The 23,363-nt window shown below is 35.0% G+C and carries 24 protein-coding genes; 15 read left to right on the top strand and 9 right to left on the bottom strand.

Going from position 1 to position 23,363, the window contains the following annotated elements; all coding sequences use genetic code 11:
- Position 1: 1 nt before the first annotated feature.
- Entirely contained in the window at positions 2 to 1,318 is a 1,317-nt protein-coding gene (gene ahcY, locus OZP12_RS20490) for an adenosylhomocysteinase (protein WP_281226957.1), read from the bottom strand.
- Positions 1,319 to 1,528: 210 nt separating this feature from the next.
- On the opposite strand from ahcY, the gene OZP12_RS20485 reads away from it, so the two are divergent.
- The 6 genes from OZP12_RS20485 (at position 1,529) to OZP12_RS20460 (ending at position 8,865) form a co-directional block, all read left to right on the top strand.
- Positions 1,529 to 2,185: a 4'-phosphopantetheinyl transferase family protein gene (locus tag OZP12_RS20485; RefSeq protein WP_281226956.1), complete on the top strand. Its 657-nt coding sequence runs from the start codon at positions 1,529 to 1,531 to the stop codon at positions 2,183 to 2,185.
- 178 nt (positions 2,186 to 2,363) lie between these two features.
- On the top strand, positions 2,364 to 3,080 hold the full coding sequence (locus OZP12_RS20480) for a phosphoglycerol geranylgeranyltransferase (protein ID WP_281226955.1): 717 nt from the start codon (positions 2,364 to 2,366) through the stop codon (positions 3,078 to 3,080).
- Between the two features lie 73 nt (positions 3,081 to 3,153).
- Entirely contained in the window at positions 3,154 to 3,789 is a 636-nt protein-coding gene (gene pnuC / locus OZP12_RS20475) for a nicotinamide riboside transporter PnuC (RefSeq protein WP_281226954.1), read from the top strand.
- Positions 3,738 to 5,864, top strand: coding sequence for a DUF4301 family protein (locus OZP12_RS20470; protein WP_281226953.1), 2,127 nt, complete (start codon positions 3,738 to 3,740; stop codon positions 5,862 to 5,864). Before pnuC ends, OZP12_RS20470 begins: the two co-directional genes overlap by 52 nt.
- Position 5,865: 1 nt before the next feature.
- Entirely contained in the window at positions 5,866 to 6,267 is a 402-nt protein-coding gene (gene arfB / locus OZP12_RS20465) for an alternative ribosome rescue aminoacyl-tRNA hydrolase ArfB (RefSeq protein WP_281226952.1), read from the top strand.
- 291 nt (positions 6,268 to 6,558) lie between these two features.
- Positions 6,559 to 8,865, top strand: a complete 2,307-nt coding sequence (locus OZP12_RS20460; RefSeq protein WP_281226951.1) for a TonB-dependent receptor — start codon at positions 6,559 to 6,561, stop codon at positions 8,863 to 8,865.
- A gap of 398 nt (positions 8,866 to 9,263) precedes the next feature.
- Here OZP12_RS20460 and OZP12_RS20455 read toward each other — a convergent pair whose 3' ends face one another.
- A complete protein-coding gene (locus OZP12_RS20455; RefSeq protein WP_281226950.1) occupies positions 9,264 to 9,680 on the bottom strand; it encodes a Rieske (2Fe-2S) protein in 417 nt (138 codons plus the stop codon).
- 257 nt (positions 9,681 to 9,937) lie between these two features.
- On the opposite strand from OZP12_RS20455, the gene greA reads away from it, so the two are divergent.
- The 3 genes from greA to OZP12_RS20440 all read left to right on the top strand — a co-directional run bounded on the left by greA (position 9,938) and on the right by OZP12_RS20440 (position 12,115).
- Positions 9,938 to 10,414: a transcription elongation factor GreA gene (gene greA, locus OZP12_RS20450; protein WP_281226949.1), complete on the top strand. Its 477-nt coding sequence runs from the start codon at positions 9,938 to 9,940 to the stop codon at positions 10,412 to 10,414.
- Positions 10,415 to 10,485: 71 nt separating this feature from the next.
- Positions 10,486 to 10,875 (top strand): HIT family protein, encoded by a 390-nt coding sequence (locus OZP12_RS20445; protein ID WP_281226948.1) that lies wholly within the window; start codon positions 10,486 to 10,488, stop codon positions 10,873 to 10,875.
- A gap of 73 nt (positions 10,876 to 10,948) precedes the next feature.
- A complete protein-coding gene (locus tag OZP12_RS20440) occupies positions 10,949 to 12,115 on the top strand; it encodes a transglutaminase domain-containing protein (protein ID WP_281226947.1) in 1,167 nt (388 codons plus the stop codon).
- A 4-nt stretch (positions 12,116 to 12,119) separates the two neighbouring features.
- On the opposite strand, the gene OZP12_RS20435 is transcribed toward OZP12_RS20440, so the two are convergent.
- Positions 12,120 to 13,265 carry a sensor histidine kinase gene (locus tag OZP12_RS20435; RefSeq protein ID WP_281226946.1) on the bottom strand — a complete coding sequence of 382 codons (1,146 nt, stop codon included), beginning with the start codon at positions 13,263 to 13,265 and terminating at the stop codon, positions 12,120 to 12,122.
- A 547-nt stretch (positions 13,266 to 13,812) separates the two neighbouring features.
- On the opposite strand from OZP12_RS20435, the gene OZP12_RS20430 reads away from it, so the two are divergent.
- The 6 genes from OZP12_RS20430 to aat all read left to right on the top strand — a co-directional run bounded on the left by OZP12_RS20430 (position 13,813) and on the right by aat (position 18,353).
- Entirely contained in the window at positions 13,813 to 15,045 is a 1,233-nt protein-coding gene (locus tag OZP12_RS20430) for a TRAFs-binding domain-containing protein (RefSeq protein WP_281226945.1), read from the top strand.
- A 3-nt stretch (positions 15,046 to 15,048) separates the two neighbouring features.
- Positions 15,049 to 15,453 carry a TIR domain-containing protein gene (locus OZP12_RS20425; RefSeq protein WP_281226944.1) on the top strand — a complete coding sequence of 135 codons (405 nt, stop codon included), beginning with the start codon at positions 15,049 to 15,051 and terminating at the stop codon, positions 15,451 to 15,453.
- A gap of 179 nt (positions 15,454 to 15,632) precedes the next feature.
- Complete coding sequence (locus OZP12_RS20420; protein ID WP_281226943.1) at positions 15,633 to 16,100, top strand: hypothetical protein; 468 nt, start codon at positions 15,633 to 15,635, stop codon at positions 16,098 to 16,100.
- A 160-nt stretch (positions 16,101 to 16,260) separates the two neighbouring features.
- Positions 16,261 to 17,148 (top strand): flavin reductase family protein, encoded by an 888-nt coding sequence (locus OZP12_RS20415; RefSeq protein WP_281226942.1) that lies wholly within the window; start codon positions 16,261 to 16,263, stop codon positions 17,146 to 17,148.
- Positions 17,149 to 17,170: 22 nt separating this feature from the next.
- A complete protein-coding gene (locus OZP12_RS20410) occupies positions 17,171 to 17,545 on the top strand; it encodes a DUF3127 domain-containing protein (RefSeq protein ID WP_281226941.1) in 375 nt (124 codons plus the stop codon).
- A gap of 130 nt (positions 17,546 to 17,675) precedes the next feature.
- Positions 17,676 to 18,353: a leucyl/phenylalanyl-tRNA--protein transferase gene (gene aat, locus OZP12_RS20405; protein ID WP_281226940.1), complete on the top strand. Its 678-nt coding sequence runs from the start codon at positions 17,676 to 17,678 to the stop codon at positions 18,351 to 18,353.
- Between the two features lie 156 nt (positions 18,354 to 18,509).
- Here the strand turns inward: aat and OZP12_RS20400 are convergent, their stop codons facing one another.
- The 6 genes from OZP12_RS20400 to OZP12_RS20375 all read right to left on the bottom strand — a co-directional run bounded on the left by OZP12_RS20400 (position 18,510) and on the right by OZP12_RS20375 (position 23,290).
- Entirely contained in the window at positions 18,510 to 19,217 is a 708-nt protein-coding gene (locus tag OZP12_RS20400) for a HesA/MoeB/ThiF family protein (protein ID WP_281226939.1), read from the bottom strand.
- Positions 19,218 to 19,339: 122 nt separating this feature from the next.
- Positions 19,340 to 20,476, bottom strand: coding sequence for a 2-iminoacetate synthase ThiH (gene thiH / locus OZP12_RS20395; protein WP_281226938.1), 1,137 nt, complete (start codon positions 20,474 to 20,476; stop codon positions 19,340 to 19,342).
- 104 nt (positions 20,477 to 20,580) lie between these two features.
- Complete coding sequence (locus OZP12_RS20390; protein ID WP_281226937.1) at positions 20,581 to 21,357, bottom strand: thiazole synthase; 777 nt, start codon at positions 21,355 to 21,357, stop codon at positions 20,581 to 20,583.
- The gene (locus OZP12_RS20385) at positions 21,338 to 21,976 is read right to left on the bottom strand and encodes a thiamine phosphate synthase (protein WP_281226936.1); all 639 of its coding nucleotides are present in this window, start codon (positions 21,974 to 21,976) and stop codon (positions 21,338 to 21,340) included. Before OZP12_RS20385 ends, OZP12_RS20390 begins: the two co-directional genes overlap by 20 nt.
- Positions 21,969 to 22,718: a hydroxymethylpyrimidine/phosphomethylpyrimidine kinase gene (locus OZP12_RS20380; protein ID WP_281226935.1), complete on the bottom strand. Its 750-nt coding sequence runs from the start codon at positions 22,716 to 22,718 to the stop codon at positions 21,969 to 21,971. Before OZP12_RS20380 ends, OZP12_RS20385 begins: the two co-directional genes overlap by 8 nt.
- Positions 22,691 to 23,290: a thiamine phosphate synthase gene (locus tag OZP12_RS20375; RefSeq protein WP_281226934.1), complete on the bottom strand. Its 600-nt coding sequence runs from the start codon at positions 23,288 to 23,290 to the stop codon at positions 22,691 to 22,693. Before OZP12_RS20375 ends, OZP12_RS20380 begins: the two co-directional genes overlap by 28 nt.
- Between the last annotated feature and the right edge of the window lie 73 nt (positions 23,291 to 23,363).

Raw genomic sequence — 23,363 nt, 5'->3', positions numbered from 1 at the left:
ATTAGTATCTGTAATATTCAGGTTTGAATGGACCTTGAACTTCAACACCAATGTATTCCGCTTGGTCTTGACGTAAAGTTTCCAATTCAACTCCTAATTTAGCTAAGTGTAAGCTTGCTACTTTTTCATCCAAATGTTTAGGTAACATATAAACTTCATTTTTGTAAGCAGCGCTGTTTTTCCACAATTCGATTTGAGCTAGAGTTTGGTTGGTGAATGAGTTACTCATTACAAAACTTGGGTGACCCGTAGCACAACCTAAGTTTACCAAACGACCTTCAGCCAAAATGATGATATCTTTTCCTGCGATAGTATATTTGTCAACTTGTGGTTTGATTTCGATTTTTGAAGCACCGTGGTTTTTGTTCAACCAAGCCATGTCAATTTCGTTGTCAAAGTGTCCAATGTTACAAACGATAGTCTTGTCTTTCATTTTTTCGAAATGAGAACCCAAAACGATGTCTTTGTTACCAGTTGTAGTGATAATGATATCGGCATTTGCAATAACGGTGTCTAATCTTTTAACTTCATAACCGTCCATTGCTGCTTGTAAAGCACAAATTGGGTCAATTTCAGTAACAGTTACGATAGAACCGGCACCTCTGAAAGAAGCTGCAGTTCCTTTTCCAACATCACCATATCCGCAAACAACAACTCTTTTTCCAGCCAACATGATGTCAGTAGCACGACGAACCGCATCAACAGCCGATTCTTTACATCCGTATTTGTTGTCAAATTTCGATTTAGTAACCGAGTCGTTTACGTTGATAGCCGGCATTGGCAATGTTCCCGCTTTTACTCTTTCGTACAATCTGTGAACACCAGTAGTAGTTTCTTCAGACAATCCTTTGATTCCAGGAACCAATTCAGGGTAACGGTCAATAACCATATTAGTCAAATCTCCACCATCGTCAAGAATCATGTTCAATGGTTTTCTTTCTTCACCAAAGAACAATGTTTGTTCGATACACCAGTCAAAAGATTCCTCATCAAGACCTTTCCAAGCATAAACTTGAATTCCGGCAGCAGCAATAGCAGCAGCAGCCTGATCTTGAGTAGAGAAAATGTTACAAGAACTCCAAGTCACTTCGGCACCAAGAGCAATCAATGTTTCGATCAAAACAGCAGTTTGAATCGTCATGTGCAAACATCCGGCAATACGAGCACCTTTAAGAGGTTGCTCATCTTTGTATTCTGCACGAAGAGCCATTAATCCTGGCATTTCAGCTTCAGCTAGTTCAATTTCTTTTCTTCCCCAGGCAGCTAGAGAAATGTCTTTTACTTTGAAAGCCACATAAGGCGTAGTCGTTGTACTCATTTATAGTATATTTGTAAAATTGTAATTTTTTTGCAAATTTAGGTAATAACTTTAGAAAAAAAAAGGATTTAAGATTGTAGATTAATGATTTAAGAATTAACGATTTAGAATTGCATCATTCATCGAGTTTTGATGTAGGGCTAAAATTGTTTTTAAGTGTTGGGCTAAAAATCTAAAATCAGAAATCGTTAATCTAAAATCAGGAATCAAATGCCATTATACAAAACCATAACCTTAAATCCCTCAACCCAAATCCTCGTTTGGGAAATAACCGAGTCCTATCAGGAACTTTTTGAAGCAGTTGTTCTTAATGAGAGCAACTTGAATCGCTTGAAATGCATGAAATCCGAAATTCACCAACGTGCTTTTCTAAGTGTTCGTAAATTGTTTCAGTTGGCGGGTTATACCGATTTTGATTTGTATTATGACGAATTCGGGAAACCGCATTTGCACGATGGCAAACATATTTCGATTACGCACTCCCATCAATTTTCGGCTATTATTTTGAGTGACAAAGTGGTTGGGATTGATATCGAATTACAGCGTGAAAAAATTATCCGCATCGCCGATAAGTTCATCGATAGTGAGTTCTCTTTTTTAAATCCTTCGGAAAATTCAGCATACATTCGCAAACTAACCGTGGTTTGGGGTGTTAAAGAAGCTATTTTTAAAATCAGAAATGAAAAAGGAATCAGTTTCAAAGATCATATTAAAGTAAACTCTTTTGAATTGAAAGATCTGCAAACTACTACCGAACTTCATTTTGACAGTATAATCAGGGATTTCAATGTTTGTTTTGAGGAATTCAAATCAAATGATAAAAATGGTTTAGAACAAAATTTCACACTCGTGTACGCATTTGAATAAAAATATTATTTCGCAGAGATTCGCAGAGAATTATACAGAGTCTTGCAAAGATTTTAATGAAAATTCGTGGCTCGAGCGATAGCGAATAGGAGAAGTAATTCGTGCATGAAAGAGCAATGAATAATTTTAAATCTTTGTGTAGCTTTGTGCCCTCTTAGCAAAACTCTGTGCAAAGCTTATGATGAAAATTTACGATGCTATAATTCAAGCCAAAATTGAAAACAGAAAATTGCTTGCGATTCTTCTGGATCCCGATAAAATTGTTTGGGAAAATTTAGATTATTTGATCCAAAAAATTATTCAATCGCCGGCAACACATGTTTTTATTGGCGGAAGCCATGTCCGAAACAATATTTTGGATGAATTGATAGTTAACTTAAAACAAAAGGTAAATTTACCAATTGTTCTTTTTCCGGGTAATCCGTCTCAAATTTCAGACAATGCCGATGGAATTTTGTTTTTGTCACTTATATCAGGCCGGAATCCGGATTATTTGATAAAACATCAAGTGGACGCCGCACCGATTTTGAAGAAAACCCAACTCGAAATTATTTCGACGGGTTATATGTTGATTGAAAGCGGTAGTGAAACAGCGGTGGCAAGGGTGAGTAATACAAAGCCATTAGACAGGAATAATCATGATTATGCGATGTACACGGCTCAGGCGGGTGAAATGTTGGGGCATAAACTTATTTATCTCGAAGCGGGAAGTGGCGCCAAACAAGCGGTCCCTTTTGAAATGATAAAAAAAGTGTCAAATAATATTGAAATCCCCTTAATTGTTGGAGGCGGAATTATAGATTTGCAGGGCATTCAAAAAGCGCATGAGGCAGGAGCGGATTTGGTTGTCATTGGAACTGCATTTGAAAACGACGCAGAATTTTTTAATACGTAAAGACATTGCACGTAATGTCTTAAACAGGTAAAGACATCGCATGCGATGTCTCTGTAAATAAAATCAAAAAAAAATGTTTGATTATTTTTTTGCCCAATATAAAGATTATCCTCTGCATGAGGTGTATATGGAATTGATTGCTGTATTTTTTGGGCTTCTGAGTGTTTGGTATGCCAAGAAAGATCATATTTGGGTTTTTCCCACGGGATTAATCAGTACTTCGATTTATGCTTATTTGCTTTGGCAATGGAGTTTGTTGGGTGATTCCATGATTAACGTGTATTATTTCATAATGAGTATTTATGGTTGGTACCACTGGACACGAAAAAAAGATAATGTTGATGAATTTCCGGTTTCGGTAACAACTGCTAAAGAAAAAATTATTTCGTTGATTATATTTGTGTTAACGCTCGTTTTTGTGATTCTGGTCTATATTTATTTTGATAAATTTACGACTTGGTATTCGTATGTGGATACCCTTTTGACTGCAATCTTTTTTGTGGGAATGTGGTTGATGGCCAAAAGAAAAATAGAAAATTGGATCTTTTGGATAGTAGGGGATTTGCTTTCGATACCGCTTTATTTCGCAAAAGGATATACCTTTACGAGTTTTCAATATACAGTATTTACAATTATCGCCGTTTATGGCTATTTAGAATGGAAGAAAATCTTGAGCAGCTCGCAAAATCTGGAGCTTCACCAATTATAAAAATTGCCATATTTGGCCCGGAATCTACCGGGAAAACTACATTGGCCACCCAGCTCGCCGAATATTATAAAACGGTTTGGGTTCCTGAATTTGCACGCGATTATCTTCAGGAAAAACTGGATAGTGGCCGTGGAATTTGTGATATAGACGACATGTTGCCTATCGCTTATGGTCAAACCAAATTGGAAAATGAAGGTGCTCTTGTTGCTAATGAATATCTTTTTTGTGATACCAATTTGTTGGTAACCAAAGTATTTTCGGAATTGTACTATAATTTCTGCGATTCATTATTGGACAAAGCGGCTCGTGCCCATCAATATGATTTGTTTTTTTTAACAGATATTGATGTACCATGGGAAGATGACGGTTTGCGAGACAGCCCAGATGGACGGGAAGATATTTTTGGGGCATTCAAACAATCGTTGATTGATAATAAAAAGCCTTTTATTACTATTTCTGGTGATAAGGAAACCCGACTAAAGAAAGCGGTTGCGATTATTGAAGATTTGACAACGGCTTTACGGATGGGGTTTACCTCTTATGATTTTTTACAAATTCATGAGCACGGAATTCCTTTGGAAAACATAAAAAAACAATTTGATTTTTATAAAAAAGGAATTTCAAAAAGTGTTTTGGTTAATCCGGCGACAGTAAATAATGGAATTCTGAAATTGCAGGAATCTGATTTTGAACAAAAAACCAGTTTTTTTGATGTCAATAAATCAAAACTGAAATTGAAGAAATTTGTTCCTGCTTCTGGTGCGGCAACAAGAATGTTTAAGTTCCTAAGCGCTTTTCTGAATGAATTTGATATAGAAAATGAAAGTATTAACGCCTATATCAATCGGAAAAAGGATACTGAATTGTCGCTTTTTATTGTTGGAATGGATAAATTTCCATTTTTTGAAGAGGTATATAAAAAGCTGAAAGAAGTATATCCTGATTTTGATAGTTTGCCGCGTGATTATAAAAATTATTATTTTATAAAAATGCTTCTGTCTCCGGAGTATTTTAACTATGCCAATAAACCTAAAGGGATTCTTCCTTTTCATAGATATAAAGACCATATTGCGGCTCCAATTCAAGAGCATTTGTATGAGTGTGCTTTTTATGCCACTTCAAATAATCAATCCGATTTGCATTTGACGGTTTCAGAAAATCATCAAGCTCAATTTGAGGAAATCGTAGAAAAAGTGAAAGGGGAAATTGAAGTTAAATCGAATTCAACTATTCATGTTAGTTATTCTTATCAAAAGAAAGAGACAGATATCGTTGCTGTTGATTTGGATAATAAGCCCTTTAGAGATGAAAATGGAATGTTGGTTTTTAGGCCGGGAGGTCATGGTGCTTTGATTGAAAATCTAAATGCAATTGACGCTGATGTCGTATTTATTAAAAATATTGACAATGTAAGTCAAAACAATATTAAACCGGTTTCTTTTTATAAAAAAGCTTTGGCTGGAGTTTTAATAGAGTTGCAACATCAGATTTTTGAGTACTTAAAAGAATTGGATAGTGATGAAACTGCACCGGAAAAAATAAATGAAATTTTGGTTTTTCTGAAAAATGAGTTGAATATCGAACTGAATGATGATTTCCATAAGTTTCGATTGAAGAATCAAATCAGTAAATTAAAGGAAACACTCAATAGACCAATACGTGTTTGTGGAATGGTAAAAAATGAAGGAGAGCCAGGTGGTGGACCATTTTGGGTAATGGGTGCCGATGGGAGACAGTCATTGCAAATTGTTGAGACTTCACAGGTTGATTTAAATAATGCTGAACAATTGAAAATACTAACTAATTCTACTCATTTTAACCCTGTGGATTTGGTTTGTGGATTGAAGAATTACCGAAGCGAGAAATTCGATTTAAAGGAATTTATTGATTCTAACAGCGGATTTATTGTGCATAAAAATAGTGGAGGGATCGATTTAAAAGCTTATGAACTTCCTGGATTATGGAATGGAGCAATGGCTAATTGGTTAACTGTTTTTGTAGAAGTGCCTTTGTTTACTTTCAGTCCTGTGAAAACTGTAAATGATTTATTGAAACCTGTTCATCAACCGTTATAAAGTGGAAATTCAAACGATCCTCTCTGAGGTGAAATATAAGGCAGTAAGAAGCAGCGGCGCTGGAGGACAAAATGTAAATAAGGTTTCGTCCAAGGTGGTGCTGACTTTTGACTTGGCTAATTCTCAAGGATTTTCTGAAGAAGAAAAACTGTTGTTGGAGTCCAATTTACATAACAGACTTACTTCAGATTTAGTATTAATATTAAATTGTGACGAAGATAGAAGCCAAATTAAAAACAAGGAAATCGTCACCAAACGGTTTTTGGATATTATTGAAAAGGGATTGTATGTTCCAAAAATTCGGAAGGCTACTAAAATTCCAAAATCGGTAATCCGAAAAAGAATTAAGGATAAAAAAAGAGCATCGGAGGTAAAGCAGAACAGGAGAAAGCCAGAGTTTTAATAAAGGGATAAGAATCAGTGTATAACAAATCTTAGCACTTTATGCTTTTATCTTAAAGCTTTTTTTGCCTACCTTTGCGCCGTCTCAAAGGGGTGCTTAAATCTGAATTTATTTCAGATTCTGAAACTAGTTCAGAATAAAGCTGAGATCATACCCAAAGAACCTGGGCGGGTAATGCTGCCAAGGGAAAAAACGACAAAAATAGATTTTAAACTAACTTTTGTCGTAGGATAATCATTTATTAATTAAACAAAAGAATAATTCCCCCTTTTATTCGTAAATCAATTACGGATGAAAACTTCAATTCATTTACAAAATACTAAGTACGAAATACAAAGTACAAAGACTAAAGTATCAGTTTTATTTTCTATTCTCTTTATTTTATCATCTATTGTCTCTTTTTCTCAGGAAAAAGTAAAAGACACTACAAAAGTGAACCAGCTTGATGAGGTTTTGTTGAAGGCTACCAGAGTAAAAGATAAATCTCCTTTTCCCTTTACAGACGTTACAAAAAAAGAATTGGAAAAAAATAATTTAGGACAGGATTTGCCCATTTTATTAGATCAATTACCATCTGTTGTTACAACTTCAGATGCTGGTGCAGGAGTTGGGTATACAAGTATTAGGGTACGCGGAAGCGATGCAACACGCGTAAATGTTACCATTAATGGAATTCCTTATAACGACGCCGAGAGCCAAGGGACATACTTTGTGGATTTACCCGATTTTGCTTCTTCGCTTGAAGATGTTCAGCTACAACGGGGTGTTGGTACTTCTACCAATGGATCAGGGGCGTTTGGGGCAAGTATGAACTTAAAAACACAAAAACCATCTGAAGGAGGTTTTGCAATGATTTCCAATTCTTTTGGGTCGTTTGGTACTAGAAAGCATACTTTAAGTGTAAGTTCGGGTATCAAAAATGGTTTTTATGCCACTGGAAAACTATCCAAAATTGCAAGTGACGGTTATATTGATCGAGCTACATCAGATTTAAAATCATTTTATACCGAGGCAGGTTATATCGGTCAGAATAACTCTGTGAAAGCAATTGTTTTTGGAGGAAAGGAAAAAACATATCAATCTTGGTATGGGGCACCGGAAGCAGTTGTGAATGGGGATGTTGATGGAATCAATGCTTTTATAGAAAGAAATTATAGTTCGGAATCAGAAGCGCACAATTTGTTGTATTCAGGTAGGACTTATAATTATTATACTTATGATAATCAGACAGATAATTATGAGCAATATCATTATCAATTGCATTATTCACATAAATTTAATGATAATTTATCGTCTGTGATTTCGGGGAATTTTACGCCGGGAAAAGGCTATTATGAAGAATTTAAATCAGATGATAAATTCAAAAATTATTTCCCTTCAAGTGCAAATGGGGATGATACAAGTGATGTAATACGTCGAAAATGGGCTACAAGTGATTTTTATGCTTTAGTATACTCGTTAAATTATAGTAAAGATAGACTTAATTTTAACTTGGGGGGAGGTTACAATAAATATGACGGATCTCATTTTGGGGAGGTTATTTGGAGTCAGTTTCAAACAGCTTTGCCTTATTCTGTAAGATATTATGAGAGTGACATCTTAAAAGAAGATACAAGTATTTATCTAAAAGGAGAGTATCAATTTGCTGATAAGTTTATCGGTTTTGCCGACGTACAATTTAGAGATGTAAGTTTTAAATCGTCGGGACTATCATCAAGTTTGGCAACAATAAATATTGACAAAAAATATTCTTTTTTTAATCCAAAAGCTGGACTGACTTATCTATTGAATTCTAAAAATACAATTTATGGATCAGTTGCTGTTGGAAATCGTGAGCCAAATGGAGATGATTTGACCAAAAATCCAACCGAACCCAAACCCGAACAGCTTATTGATTATGAATTGGGATATAAACTGAAATCGGAAAAAATGATTTCTTCGGTAAATTTTTATTATATGGATTACAATAATCAATTGGTGCTTACCGGTGAATTGGATGATGTAGGAAATGGGGTTCGCCAAAATGTATCCAAAAGTTATAGAGCCGGAATAGAGCTTCAAATGGGCTACAAAATATCGAAACAATTACGCATTGACGCTAATGCCACTTTTAGCCAAAATAAAATCAAGGCTTTTGATTATCTAGTTTATGACACGCAATACGACCCAAATACATACGATGTTGTGTCCTATACACCTGTTATCACACAGTATAAAAATACAGATATTTCTTTTTCGCCAGAAACTATTGTTGGTGTAACTTTATCTTATGAGCCAGTCAATAATTTAGATTTTGCATTTATATCGAAATATGTAGGCAAACAATATTTGGACAATACTTCGACAAATAGCAAAAGTATGGAGGCCTATTTTGTGAATAATCTTTCCGTTTCATATAAGTTAAAACCAAAATGGATTAATGAAATTGGGTTTAATTTATTGGTAAATAATATTTTTGATAAAGAGTATGTTTCAAATGGATATACTTACAGTTATTATTATCGACCACAAGGGGCGACAGATAATCCTATAACAGAGAATTTTTATTATCCGCAAGCGGGAATTAATTTTCTGGTTGGATTGAGTTTGAAGTTTTAGTTTAGAAAAAGTATCTGAAATGAGAATGACCGGAAATTAGTCGAAAATACCAATGTTGATATGCGAATTATATATTGACCAATAAAAAACAATAAATATAACATATAAAAAGTGCTGTTCAAGATTTTTGGATAGTCCCTTTTGGTATAAAATGTTCTCGTTTTTGCGTGAGGGATTACTTCACGATACATTTAATTTCATAGGTGTTCAGTGAATTTCATTTGAAGCAAGTTACCTTGTAACGCGTATAGCCCGACAGCAAAAAGGAAAGGGGCCGAATCACCATTATGATGATTTGGCTCCTTTTCTTTATGGTGGCACGCCCAAGTTATATTTTAGAATTTAGAGTTTTTGAAATTGATTTTTGATATTGCTATTGCAATTGACTTTTGGCATTGTTAGTTGCTAATTCTAATAAGGGTTTCATTTATTACCTGAACACGATATGCTTTTAAAGGATAAGGCATATTTCCCTGACCGGTGAATAAACTGTATTCTTTGCTGTCACAAGAACAAAGAGCATTGACTCCTTTGATGGTCATTGCTGTACAGCTTCCGGCTTCTTGGTTAGGACAGGCTGCATCAAATGCATTGTAACCACTTCCTGTATTGAAAACGATAATACCACTTACGCCAACTCCTGAATAATAGACGGCATTACTGGCATATTTTAGAGGAGAATATGTAGGCAGATTCAGGTTGAGGTCTACCGAAAAACTGTAATTGGGCAGATAAGGGTTTTTATTGGAATTTTCGTTATCACTGCATCCCATAAAAAACAAGGATGTCACAATTATAAGGATGAATTTTTTCATATAAAGATAATATTTGCTTTTTTTTGGTAATATGGAATTCGCATATCAAAATTGGGGTTTTATATCAAGATTTGATCATGCTCATTTCATTATTAGAAATTAAGTATAAAGTATTAGCGAAACAAATTTAAATTATTTAACTTTGAAAACGTTACGATTAACATATAATTGTAGACTAGAAACAAAAATATAGTATCTTTGTGGAAAGAAATCCCGTCCTGATGGGATTTTTTCTATTTTATATAAATGATGAAATTATGAGCGCAGTATCGTATTACACAGCCGAAGGATTAAAAAAATTAAGAGAAGAATTAGATCAATTAAAAAGTATTGAAAGGCCTAAAGCATCTCAAGCCATTGCAGAAGCAAGGGATAAAGGGGATTTATCTGAAAATGCAGAATATGATGCAGCCAAAGAAGCTCAAGGAATGCTTGAAATGAGAATTGCCAAATTGGAAGAAATTCATGCTAATGCAAGATTGATAGACGAGTCTAATTTGGACTTGTCTAAGGTTTTGGTTTTGTCTAATGTGAAAATCAAAAACCAAACGAACGGTATGGAAATGAAATACACATTGGTTGCAGAAAGTGAAGCCGATTTGAAAACCGGTAAAATCTCGGTTACGTCACCTATAGGGAGAGGTTTGTTGGGTAAAAAAGTTGGTGAAGTTGCTGAAATTACTGTTCCTAACGGTGTCCTCAAATTTGAAATTCTAGAAATTACCAGAGAGTAGTTTAGTGATCAGTTTTCAGTAATCAGAAAGTTCTATTTTCTTTTTTCTAACTTCTAATATCTAATTTCAAAATGAGTACTATTTTCAAAAAAATTATTGACGGAGAAATTCCTTGCTACAAAGTAGCAGAGGACAAGAACTTCTTGGCTTTTCTTGATATAAACCCGAATGCAAAAGGGCATACACTTTGTATTCCTAAGAAAGAAGTAGACAAGTTTTTTGATATAGAAGATGATTTGTATCTGGGATTGATGGTTTTCTCGAAGAAAGTGGCAATTGCATTAGAAAAAACGGTGCCTTGCAATAGAGTAGGAGTCGCCGTGATTGGACTTGAAGTGCCTCATGCACACGTTCATTTGATTCCTTTGAATGAAATGGGCGAAATGTCATTCCGGCACAAAGTGAGTTTGACCAAAGAAGAATTCGAATCTTTAGCGAAAGATATTCAGGCAAATTTGTAAATGAAATATAAAGTGATAAAACACGGATCTTCTAAAAAGGTTCGTGTTTTTTTATAGATGAAAAAGAAAGGTTATGAAGCGTATAATTTTATTTTTAATGTTTACTGTTGTTGGTTTTGGCCAAACCAAAAGTATTTATGCTTTGGTTGATGCTAAAATGGACAAAATTCCCTCCAATTTAAGTACTTCAACCGAAGGAATTGCAGAATATATCAATGCCAATTTTAAATCTGAAAATGATAAAACAAGGGCTGCTTTTTATTGGACGGCCTCAAATATTAGCTATGATGTCGAGTATTTGGGTGCTATTGATGTCAAAGAAATAACACAGGACAAAATAAAAAATGCGGTACTTAATAAAAAAGGAGTTTGTATGCATTATGCTGAGGTTTTTAATGATATTGCCGCAAAAGTGGGAATCAAATCCTATGTTATAAGTGGTTATACGAAACAAAACGGGAAAGTCGATATATTGTCACACGCTTGGTGCGCAGCTCGAATTGATAATGTTTGGTGGCTTTTTGATCCTACCTGGGGAGCTGGTTATGTAAGCCAAAGAAAGTTTTTTAAAAAATTTAATAACCTCAATTATAAGGTAGCGCCAAGTCAATTTATAACTAATCATATGCCTTTTGATTATATGTGGCAATTTTTAAATTACCCAATTACAAATCAGGAGTTTATTGACGGAAAAACGTTGTTGGATAAAACGAAACCTAATTTTGATTTTGTCGCTCAAATCGAAAGTTATGATAAAATGTCGGATTTGGATAAAGCGAAAACGGCATTGGTTAGAATAGAGAAAAATGGTGTCAAGAATAATTTGATTAAGGAAATGGTTCTTTCCAAAAAGAGCGAAGTTGACGCAAGACAGAACAACGAGGCGATGGATAAAATGAGGGTAATTAGTGATGATTTTAATCTGGCAATAACGATGTTTAATGATTTTATTAATTATCGAAATAATAAATTCAAACCAACCTTACCCGATGACGATATTAAATCGATGATCGAAACGCCAAAGCAAAAAATGCTGGATTGCCAGAATCGGATTTATAAGATTGGCTCATATAGTAACGAGAATTATGCTAATGTGAGATCATTAAAAGACGCAATCATTGATGTCCTCAAACAAATTGAAGTTCAGGAGAAATTTGTGAACGATTATTTAAGCAAAAGTAAATCGGCACGAAAAACAATGTTTACCAAGGTGACTTGGTTTGGAATTCCGGTTAGATAAAATTTCAGCTTTTCCTCAAACTAATTTGCATTGTAGTTCCTTTTCCTATTTCAGAATGCAGTACTTTGATGGTTCCTTTGTGGTATTCTTCTACAATTCTTTTGGTTAACGAAAGTCCGAGACCCCAACCTCTTTTTTTGGTGGTAAAACCAGTTTCGAAAATACGGTGGAATTCTTTTTTTGGGATACCGCTGCCGGTATCTGTTACATTAATTTTTATATGATGCGCGTCTTCTTCTATGTCCATAGACAGTTTTCCTCTACCTTTCATTGCATCAATAGCATTTTTGATCAGATTTTCTATAGTCCAACTGTGCAATGTCGGGTTTAGCATTATGTTTATAGGTTTTGAAGGCCCTTTAAACGAAAATTCAATGCGATCAGAAAAACGTGAAATTAGATAGTTGTAAGATTGTTTGGTTTCTTCAACAGCATCTCTTAATTCTAATTTGGGTTCAGAGCCAATTTTAGAAAATCTATCAGTAATCGTTTGCAATCGTTCGATGTCTTTTTCGATTTCAATAGTAATCGAATCATCAATATTTTCCATTTTTAAAATCTCCAGCCAACCAATTAAAGACGAAAGCGGAGTCCCTATTTGATGGGCTGTTTCTTTGGCCATTCCTGCCCATAACTTGTTTTGGGTAGATATTTTATGGCTGAGGTAAAAATTATAAATAAGAATACCACACAAAACAATGATAAGCGACAAAGCGATTGGGTAATACTTCAGTTTGGCAATCAATGAGGAGTTACCATAATACAATTCTTGTGATTTTCCAGGAGCATAAATAATTTTGATAGGCTCGTTTTGACTTTTTAATTCGTTTAGATATTCGGTAGCTTTGGTTTTGTTTTTTAAGATTTCCTCGTCAACATTTTTAGAATTTATAATACTGTCATTTTCGGTTAAAACCACTGGAATAGTGGTGTTGTTGTCGAAAATTTGAAGCGGTAAATCGACTTCTGTATTTTCCTGAGCATTGATTAAAGTCTTTGTTGCAGTAGCCCAAAGATGCATTTTTACTCTTTCTTCATTTTTGAAAATCTGGAAAAAAGTATAGGTATTCCAAAGGATAATGGCAATTATCAAAAAGGAGATAAAAATAATGATCCAACGTATTGGGTTGCTATTTTCGGAAAAATTCATAAAAGTAAATTTGTGGTATAAATATAACGAAATATTAGACTTAGCATTGTGTTGTTCCAAAAATCGTTATTTGGAGCTATTCCTGCTGTCCGTTGCAAGTCCTCATCTCGCTGGCAACATTTTTATACAGTGGCAAGAGCTTCCTTTGGTCGCTTTTCCACAGTATAAAATGTAAGCCATCGATATTCCGGGCTTTCCACTTCTATCAGGGCTAGGGCATTAGCGGTCATAATAAATTTTACAATTCTGAATTTTTTCAAACTAGAAACGCTGCGTTTGGAGTAACCCAAAGATTAGAAGTTGATAATAGAAATTTGCAATACAGCAAAACAACTAAAATACACACTTATGTAAGTACGAAAAGTTTGCAATAAATCAAGTGTTTATCGGATGATTTGTAAGAAAAAAACAATATATTTGAAAAACGATAAAGAGAAACAAACCTTCACCAATCTACCTGGTTTTGGGTGTATAAACGAAGGTTTGTTTCGGTTATAAACACGTTATGTGTTATGCTTCACAACTATACTTAATAAAATTCAATTCAATGAAAAAAATATGCTTTGTTATAATGGGATATGGAAAAAAAACCGACCCAACATTAGGGAAAACTTTTGATTTAGATAAAACATACCAAAACATAATCAAGCCTGCCGTTGAAAATGCTGGCTTTGAATGTGTAAGAGGTGATGAAGTTTTAGAATCCGGATTAATCGACAAGAGCATGTATGGTCTCTTAATATACTCAGATTTAGTTATTGCAGATATTACCACATTTAATCCAAATGCAATTTATGAACTCGGCGTTAGGCATGCTGCAAAACCTTTTTCGACAATAATTATGAAAGAGAAAGACGGAAATATTCCTTTCGACATAAATCACAATAAAACTTTTACTTATTCTCATATGGGAGAAGACATAGGAGTAACTGAAGCAGAAAGATGTAGAACACAATTAACAAAACTGATTACAGAAGTAGATAAATCCAAGGAAGTTGACAGTCCATTATTCCAACACATACAATCTGTAAAACCATATATTTTACCCGAAGAAGAATATATTCAAATTATTAAAGATTTAGCCGATAAAGAGAAAACTATTTTTGCTCTTGTGGAGCAAGCTAAATTAGAAATGTTAAATAGTAATTTTGAAGAAGCGGCAAAATATTGGAAAAAAGCTATTGAAAAAATTCAGGATGATACTTATTTTATTCAGCAATTAGCAGTATGTACATATAAGAATAAGAATGTAGACGAGAATATTGCCCTAACAGATGCTTTAACAATTATCAACAAATTAGAGCCTGAAGGACGAACAACAAATGATCCTGAAACTCTAGGGGTAACTGGTGCAATTTACAAACGTTTATGGTTGAAAAATGATGCTACAATTGAATACTTAGACAGAGCAATTAAGTATTATAAAAAGGGCTTTACAATTAATTCATATTATTACACAGGAGAAAATTATGCATTATGCCTAGATTTCAAATCAGAAACAACAACAAATTCAGATGAAAAAATTTACTATAAATTGGAGGCGCAAAAAACTAGAGAATCAATTATTGAAATAATTGAAGAACTGGAAAATGATGACGATTTTCTAAAAAGAAGTGATTTAAAATGGATTTATGCTACATTGTCAAATTGTTATTTAGCTTTAAACAATCAAGCTCTTCATAAAGAATATGAACAAAAGTTTTATGAACTCACTAATGTGAATTGGGAAAAAGAAACATATGAAAAATCTAGAGAGCACATTATAAATTTGAAAAAATAAATTATGGCCAAAGATTATAAAATATTTATAAGCCACTCTTGGACTTATCACAGCGATTTACTTGGATTACAAAGGCTCTTAAATGAAAGAGGCTATTTTAATGTTGAGTTTACGGAAGCCACAAGGGACGTACCTATCAATTCTGAAAATGCAAACTACATCAAATCAGTTTTAAGAAATAAAATAGCTCAATCGAATGTTGTGTTGGCATTGGCAGGAATATACGCATCACATAGTGATTGGATGATTTGGGAAATGGAAGTCGCAAAGAGTTATGGAATTCCTATTATTGGTGTAATACCGTGGGGACAACAAAGAGTTTCTGCAGAAGTATACACAAGGTCAAAAATTGATGTTAGATGGAATACTGAAAGTATAGTTGATGCTATTAGAACTTACGCTTTATAAGCACAACACATAAGAGCGGTTTGCAATAATGGCTAGATTGTTTTGTTACCTTGACGTTTTTTCTTCACGAAAATATTTATCTTAAACAGAAAATACAGAGGTCGCTGGCTTCGGCACTATCGCAAGCCGCGGCACTTTGTATGCTATGTTAAAATACCATAACGTAATAAAGATAAATTTTGAATTGGATAATTAGAAGCACGAAGAAATTGCATTGTCATACACATTTAAATAATCTTTTAGATTCATCATGGATAGACATATCAGAATTTAATTGGTTAGTGTCAGATTTAGACCTTGTAAATTTTTCAAAACAAGAAATTCCTATTGATTTCTGTGAAAATTATTCAATACTTTCTTCCGAAAATTTTAAAAATGTAATCGAATTAAATGTTCAAATTATTTGGGGTGTGATTTCTGCCGTAAAAAAATCTGAAAATCCGAAATTTGATAAAGAAAACTTTCCTTACGTTGAAGGAAATGATAACGTTTGGAAGAATGATGAATTTCAAGTTGAAAACGCGGTTTTTGAAATAACTGCTTGGGATAGTTCATATACAATCGTAAAATTTAAGGATGTAGAATTATCAGAAAAATTTAAGAGTTACTTTGACGAAGCAATAGAATTGGATAAATATAAATTTTAGAATACAAGAAACACATTATACAACAATTGCTTTACTAGATTCGACCAATTGACTTAATTGAAAATTAATTTTGTATTTGCAATGATTTTGTAAATTTAATTTGTTTGGATAATCGATAATCTAAACGCTATTTTGCTATTTTTGTCCAAATAAAAAACCTATGATTACCGTCGATCCAAAAAGCATTGATACTGTAAAACTGCAAGGATATTTGCAAAGTGCTGTCGGGCCACGGCCTATTGCTTTTGCGAGTACTATTGGGAAAAATGGTGTACCAAATTTGTCGCCCTTTAGTTTTTTCAATGTTTTCAGTTCTAATCCGCCGATATTGATTTTTTCACCGGCAAGGCGTGTGAGAGATAACACGGTTAAACACACTTTAATCAATGCCGAGGCCAATTCTGAAGTTGTTATCAACGTTGTGAATTATGATATGGTGCAGCAGACTTCTTTGGCCAGCACAGAGTATGCTGAAGGAGTTGATGAGTTTCTAAAATCCGGATTTACACCAATTCCATCAGAAGTAGTAAAACCATACAGGGTAAAAGAATCGCCCGTGCAGTTTGAGTGCAAAGTGACGCAGATAATTGCTTTGGGAACCGAGGGCGGCGCCGGAAATTTAATTCTTTGCGAAGTATTACGTATCCATATCAATGAAGCAGTTCTTAATGAAAATGGAGCCATCGATCAGCATAAGATTGATTTGGTTTCCAGAATGGGCGGTAATTGGTATTCCAGATCCAACCAAGGACTTTTTGAGGTGCCAAAACCGCTTACAACTCTTGGGATTGGAGTAGATGCTATTCCTGATTTTGTAAAGAGCAGTTCGGTCTTTGATGGGAACGATTTAGGGATGTTAGGGAACATTGAATCCTTGCCTACTAAAGAGGAAGTTAGTATATTTGTAGACCAAAATTTTTCGGTAAAGGCTGTTTTGAGCTCAGATGACCTTGAAAAACAGCACTTGGAAGCCAAAAAATATCTTTTGGACAATGATGTACTTTCGGCATGGAAAGTACTTTTAGCAAAGAAAATAAAATCTAAGTAGCAATAATTAAATAAAAAAGAAGATGGAAGTATTAGGGAAAATTAAAGTTGTTAATCCAGAGCAACAAGTAAGTGCGTCATTCAAAAAAAGAGAATTGGTTGTTACTACAGATGAGCAATATCCGCAACATATTTTGATTGAATTTACTCAAGATAAATGTGATTTGCTAAGCAGTTATAATATTGGTGAAGCCGTGAAGGTTTCTATCAACTTGAGAGGTAGAGAATGGGTAAATCCGCAAGGAGAAACAAGATATTTTAATAGTATCCAAGGATGGAGAATCGAAAGATTAGCTGCTGAAGCTCCTGCGCAACAAGCTCCTCCTATGCCGGCAGCACAAACTTTTGCACCAGCAACAAACCTAAACGAAGAAGACGCTGACGATTTGCCATTCTAAGGTTAGAAGTTAGAAATTAGATATTAGAAGTCAGAAATTTGAGTTTACTTAAATTTCTGATTTTTTTTTGAAATTGGCATTGATATTGATTTTTGCCATTGTAATTGAAGTTGATTTTTTGCTATTGAAAATGTATTATTGTCTATCTAAAACATTGTATTTTCCCCCAGTTTACGAGGCTGATAGTGATGGAATTCTTGCCTTTGGTGGGGATTTGTCGCCCGAGCGGTTGCGGCTTGCCTACAACAGCGGAATTTTTCCCTGGTTTAATGAAGGAGAACCTATTATTTGGTGGGCGCCCAATCCCAGAATGGTTTTGTTTTTGGATGAATTGATTGTTTCCAAAAGCATGCGAAACGTTTTGAACCGAAATATTTTTACAGTTACATTCAACCAGAATTTTAGGGATGTGATTTCCAATTGTCGGCAGGTAAAACGCAATGGACAAACCGGAACTTGGATTACCAATGAAATGATTGAAGCCTATTGCAAACTCAATGAATTAGGAATGGCAAAATCGGTTGAAGTCTGGCAAAACAATCAGCTTGTCGGCGGATTGTACGGAATTGACTTGGGACATGTTTTCTGTGGAGAAAGTATGTTTTCGTTGGTTTCCAATGCTTCCAAAGTAGCTTTTATCGCTTTGGTAAACCAACTGAAAGACCAAAATTACCGCTTATTGGACTGCCAGGTTTACAATGAGCATCTTGAAAGTTTGGGCTGCAGGGAAATAGAAAGAGAGGCTTTTATGGCAATTTTAAAAAATATTGATTTGACTCCAGCTTCAGCTGGAGGAAGAAATGAATAATAGTAATTGGCTTTAGCCAAAATAATAATATCTTTTTGGCTAAAGCCTTCAAACAGGATTCCTATTACAATCCCCCAGCTGAAGCTGGAGGCAATTTAAGTTTAGGATTTTTTTTTGTAAATTGATTATTTCCTAGTTATAAAATAAATCAAAATTTTAAAATTTAAGCTTTGTAAAACCCCAATTCAAAGTACTGAATAATACCAATTCATTTTCTAATGTTGGTAAACCCATTATCACTTTCAAGGTTTCATGAGCCATCATCGTTCCAATTATTCCGGGCAATGTTCCCAACACACCGTTCAGGTTGCAATTTGGAACATCTTTTGGATCGGGTGGTTCCGGAAATAAATCCCTAAGATTTTTTGATTTGTTGTTGAAAACGGCCAATTGTCCTTCAAATTTTAAAATACTTCCGTAAACCAATGGTTTTTCTAAGGAGACGCAGGTGTCATTGACTAAATAGCGCGTGGCAAAATTATCACAACCATCGACAATCACATCAAAATTCTTTATGATTTGGGTTGCGTTTTCGGCTGTCAGTTTTTCTTCAAAAGCGACAATGTTGATCAAGGGATTCATGGCTTCCAGCGTTTCTTTCGCCGTTTTGGCTTTGCTTAATCCTATTTGTTTTTCGGTATATAAAATTTGGCGGTGCAGGTTGTGAATTTCGATTTTATCAAAATCAATTATTCCGATGGTACCAACGCCTGCTGTTGAGATATATTGCAAAATAGGACAACCCAAACCACCAGCGCCAATGACCAAAACTTTGGCATTTTTTAATTTGTTTTGACCTTCGTCACCTATTTCAGGTAACATTACTTGGCGGTTATATCTTAAATATTCTTGAACTACACTCATAGGATTTTAGATTTTTGATTAACGATTTTAGATTGGAGAAGTTTTTGCTTCATTTGCTTGTTATTGTTCGATTTTATTTGACAATAAATAGAATTGTAGATTTTTTGCGTCAAATCAGAAATCTAAAATCTAGAATCTGCATTCTGAAAGCCAAAAGTTCTGTCCCAATCTTTCCAGACCGGTTCGTATCCTTTATCGCTGATTATTTGGGCAATTTCAAAAGCGGAACGTTCGTCGCTGATTTCAAATTGTTCCAAAGATTGTGGGTCAACAACATAGCCACCCGGATTGGTTTTGGATCCCGCGCTCATACTCGTGACTCCAATTGGAATGATATTGTTTCTGAAAATTTCGTTTTCTCGGGTCGAAATTGAAATCTCTAAATCTTCATTCCATAAACGATAAGCACAAATCAATTGTGTCAAATCTTTGTCGGTCATAATAAAATTGGGTTCGATGATTCCTTCGGCGGGACGCAGTCTTGGAAACGAAACCGAATATTTAGTTTGCCAATAGGTCTTTTGCAGATAATCCAAATGCAGGGCATTGAAAAAACTGTCTGTTCGCCAATCTTCCAATCCCAATAAAACACCCAAGCCTATTTTGTGAATTCCCGCTTTCCCAATTCGGTCCGGTGTGTCCAAACGAAAATCAAAATTAGATTTTTTGCCTTTGGTATGGTATTTTTTATAGACTTCCTGATGGTAGGTTTCCTGATACACCAAAACCGAATAAATGCCGGCTTCATGCAATTTTTGGTATTCTTCGGTGGAAAGCGGCTGCACTTCTACCGAAATGGTTGAGAATTGCTCTTTTATTTGGTCAATCGCATTTAGGAAATAATTGATGTTGACGGTGTAATTGGCTTCGCCGGTTACCAACAAAACATGGTCAAAACCTGCCGATTTCAGTGCTTCTACTTCTAATTTTATCTCCGAATCAGATAATGTTTTGCGCTTGATTTTATTGTCTAAACTGAATCCACAATAAGTGCAAATATTTTGGCATTCATTGCTCAAATACAAAGGAGCATACATTTGGATGGTTTTTCCAAAACGCTTTTTTGTCAATTCATGGCATTCCTGTGCCATTTGTTCCAAATAAGTTGTAGCCGCAGGCGAAATCAAAGCCAAGAAGTCGTCTAGATTTCTTCTGCTTTTGGCAAGGGCCTGTTCCACCTGTTTGGCGGTGGTTTGGTATATTTTGGTTTGAATGGTATCCCAATCATACTGTTCAAAAACCGATTTGAATGTTTTCATTTTTTTTATTTTTTTACCGCAAGGTTCGCAAAGATTTACGCTAGGAACACTAACAAAGCTTTGGGAACTTCGCGTAAATCTTTGCGCCCTTTGCGGTTAAATAGTTACTCATATAAAAACGCCGTCAAAGGACTCGAAGCTACCGCTTGTTTGTTCTGTTGCCCGAGTTTTGCTTCAAATGCTTTTCTTCCTGAAATTACGGCATCTTTAAAGGCTTCGGCCATCAGTTTTGGATTTCCGGCCACGGCAATTGCGGTGTTGACCAATACTGCATCGGCTCCTATTTCCATAGCTTTTGCGGCATCTGACGGCGCACCTATTCCTGCATCAATAATTACGGGAACTTTACTCTGTTCGATTATGATTTCTAAAAAATCGATAGTTTTTAATCCTTTGTTACTTCCAATTGGGGAACCTAGTGGCATTACTGCAGAAGTTCCCGCATTTTCCAAATGCTTGCATAAAACCGGATCGGCGTGGATGTACGGCAAAACGATGAATCCCAATTTTGCCAATTCTTCGGTGGCTCTCAGGGTTTCGATAGGATCGGGCATTAAGTACTTTGGATCCGGATGGATTTCGAGTTTCAGCCAATTGGTTTCCAATGCTTCTCGGGCGAGTTGCGCTGCGAAAATCGCTTCTTTGGCATTTCTTGCTCCTGAAGTATTGGGCAATAAATTGATTCTAGGATGCTTTAAGTGATTTAAAATAGCATCAGTATCTGTTTCCAAATCGATTCTTTTCAATGCCACGGTTACCAATTCGCTTTCGGAAGCCAATATTGCTTCCTCCATTTCTATATTGGAACCAAATTTTCCGGTGCCTAAAAAAAGTCTCGATTCTAATGTTTTGTCTCCGATTTTAAATAGTGACACTGCCATATAGTATTTCGTTAAGTTGAGTAATAAGTTGTTGTTTTTTGTCGCTTTTGGTAATAATGCCCGAAACGGCAATACCATGGATTCCGGTTGTCATTAAATTATTGACATCTTCCAAAGTAATTCCGCCAATGGCATAAACAGGGATTTCAATTTGCGATTGTTTCATTTGTGTAATTATGGAACTATAGCCTTCCAAGCTTAGTATGGGACTGAGTTTGTCTTTGGTTTTTGTGAATTGAAAAGGGCCTAACCCAATATAATCGCAGCCATTGTTGGTTTGACGAACAATGTCTTCAAAAGTATTTGCCGTAGCTCCTATGATTTTTGTCCTGCCCAAAATAGCTCTGGCTTCGCTAATATCCATATCCGAAAGGCCAAGATGAACGCCATCTGCATTGACTTGTTTGGCCAAATGAACATTGTCGTTGATAATGAAATTTGCTAAGTATTCTTCACACAAAAATTTTACGGCTTCCGCCAAAGCAAATGTTTTTTTTGGTTTCTGATTTTTAAATCGCAGTTGGATCCAGTCACAGCCATTGTCTAATGCCTCATGAATATTGTACAATTGTTCTTCGGCGCTTTCTCCCTGTGAGATGTATTGCAGTTTGTTATACATAATGAAATCCTAGTTTAGTTGTGTTGGATAATAAGTAGTTTTCGGTATATATTTTGGCATTTTGGCATGCTGTTTCCAGATTTTGGCCTAATGCAAGATTGGCTGTTATAGCCGACGAAAGCACACATCCTGAACCGTGTTTTTCGTAGCAATTGTCGGTCTTCGGTAAATATTTATAAATGCCGTTTGAGGTATATAAATAATCCACTCCGACTTTGTTCGGATTGTGACCGCCTTTAAGCAAAAGTCCCCGAATTCCAGAAGGTGGGGATTTGGAAAGCAGATTAAATTCGGGAAATAGTTTTTTCATTTCGTCGTAATTGGGTGTTATCAAGTCGATTTCTTTCAGTATTTCAATAAAACCTGTTTGGTTTTCTATATCTAAAAAATCAAATTCGGTTGATGATTTTAAAACTGTGTCCCAGACTATTTTTGTTTGTGGAGAAAGTTTTTTTACCGCAAAAACAATCTCTTTCAAATAATTGAATGATGGTATAATGCCAATTTTTACTGCTTTGATAGTGTAATTCTCAAGCAGTTTTTCTAACGAATTCAAAACGAAATGTATCTCAGTCCATTGAATTTCATAAAAAGTATTTTCGGTTTGTATCGTGTTACCTGTGTTGATGGCAAATCCATACACTTTGTGCTGCTCAAAGGTTTTGGTGTCGGCCAAAACGCCTGCACCACCCGATGGGTCGAATCCTGCAATGGTTAAAACGAATGGACGATTTGCTGACATGATTTAAAATTTTCAATTGGATTGTTTTGATTCCAAATGGTTCCTAACAAGGCGACATCATCAAACCCATTTTCTAATGTTTGTTTGATGTTTTTAGATTCTATTCCGCCCAAAGCGATGAGTTTTGTTTTAAAATCAGTCCTGTTTTTAATGGCTTCGAACAAATTTATTTTTGAGGAATAATTCTCTTTCGAGATACTTGGAAAAACTGGACTCAAAAAAGCATATTCAAAAATATTTTCCAAAGCATTGAAATCCTCTATCGAATGAACCGAAGCTGATAAATGAAATCCTTTTGTTTTGTATGTTTCCAAAGTTAATTTGTCTTTCTTTTTTCTTTCGCTTTCGCTAAAGTGAATTCGATTGATGCCAAATACTGAAGCCAACTGATGATGACTGTGTAAAACCAATTGTTTTCTCAAATCCGATTTTATTTCCGTTATGAAAGTTATCATATCTTCTACCGAAAAATTTGGCTTCCGAACATGAAGTAATTCCAATCCGTTCTCAAAAAGAGAATGAATCGTACTGATTTCATTAGCTATCGGAATTGGATTTGTGATTACAATCATTGTTAGGTTAGAGGTTAGAGGTGAGAAGTTAGAGGTAAGAAGTTAGAGGTAAGAAGTATTGAACTTCTAATCT

Source organism: Flavobacterium aquiphilum (assembly GCF_027111335.1).
GTDB classification, from domain to species: Bacteria; Bacteroidota; Bacteroidia; order Flavobacteriales; family Flavobacteriaceae; genus Flavobacterium; species Flavobacterium aquiphilum.
The sequence above is the reverse complement of the archived record's forward strand: the minus strand, read 5'-3'. Positions and strand labels throughout refer to the sequence as shown.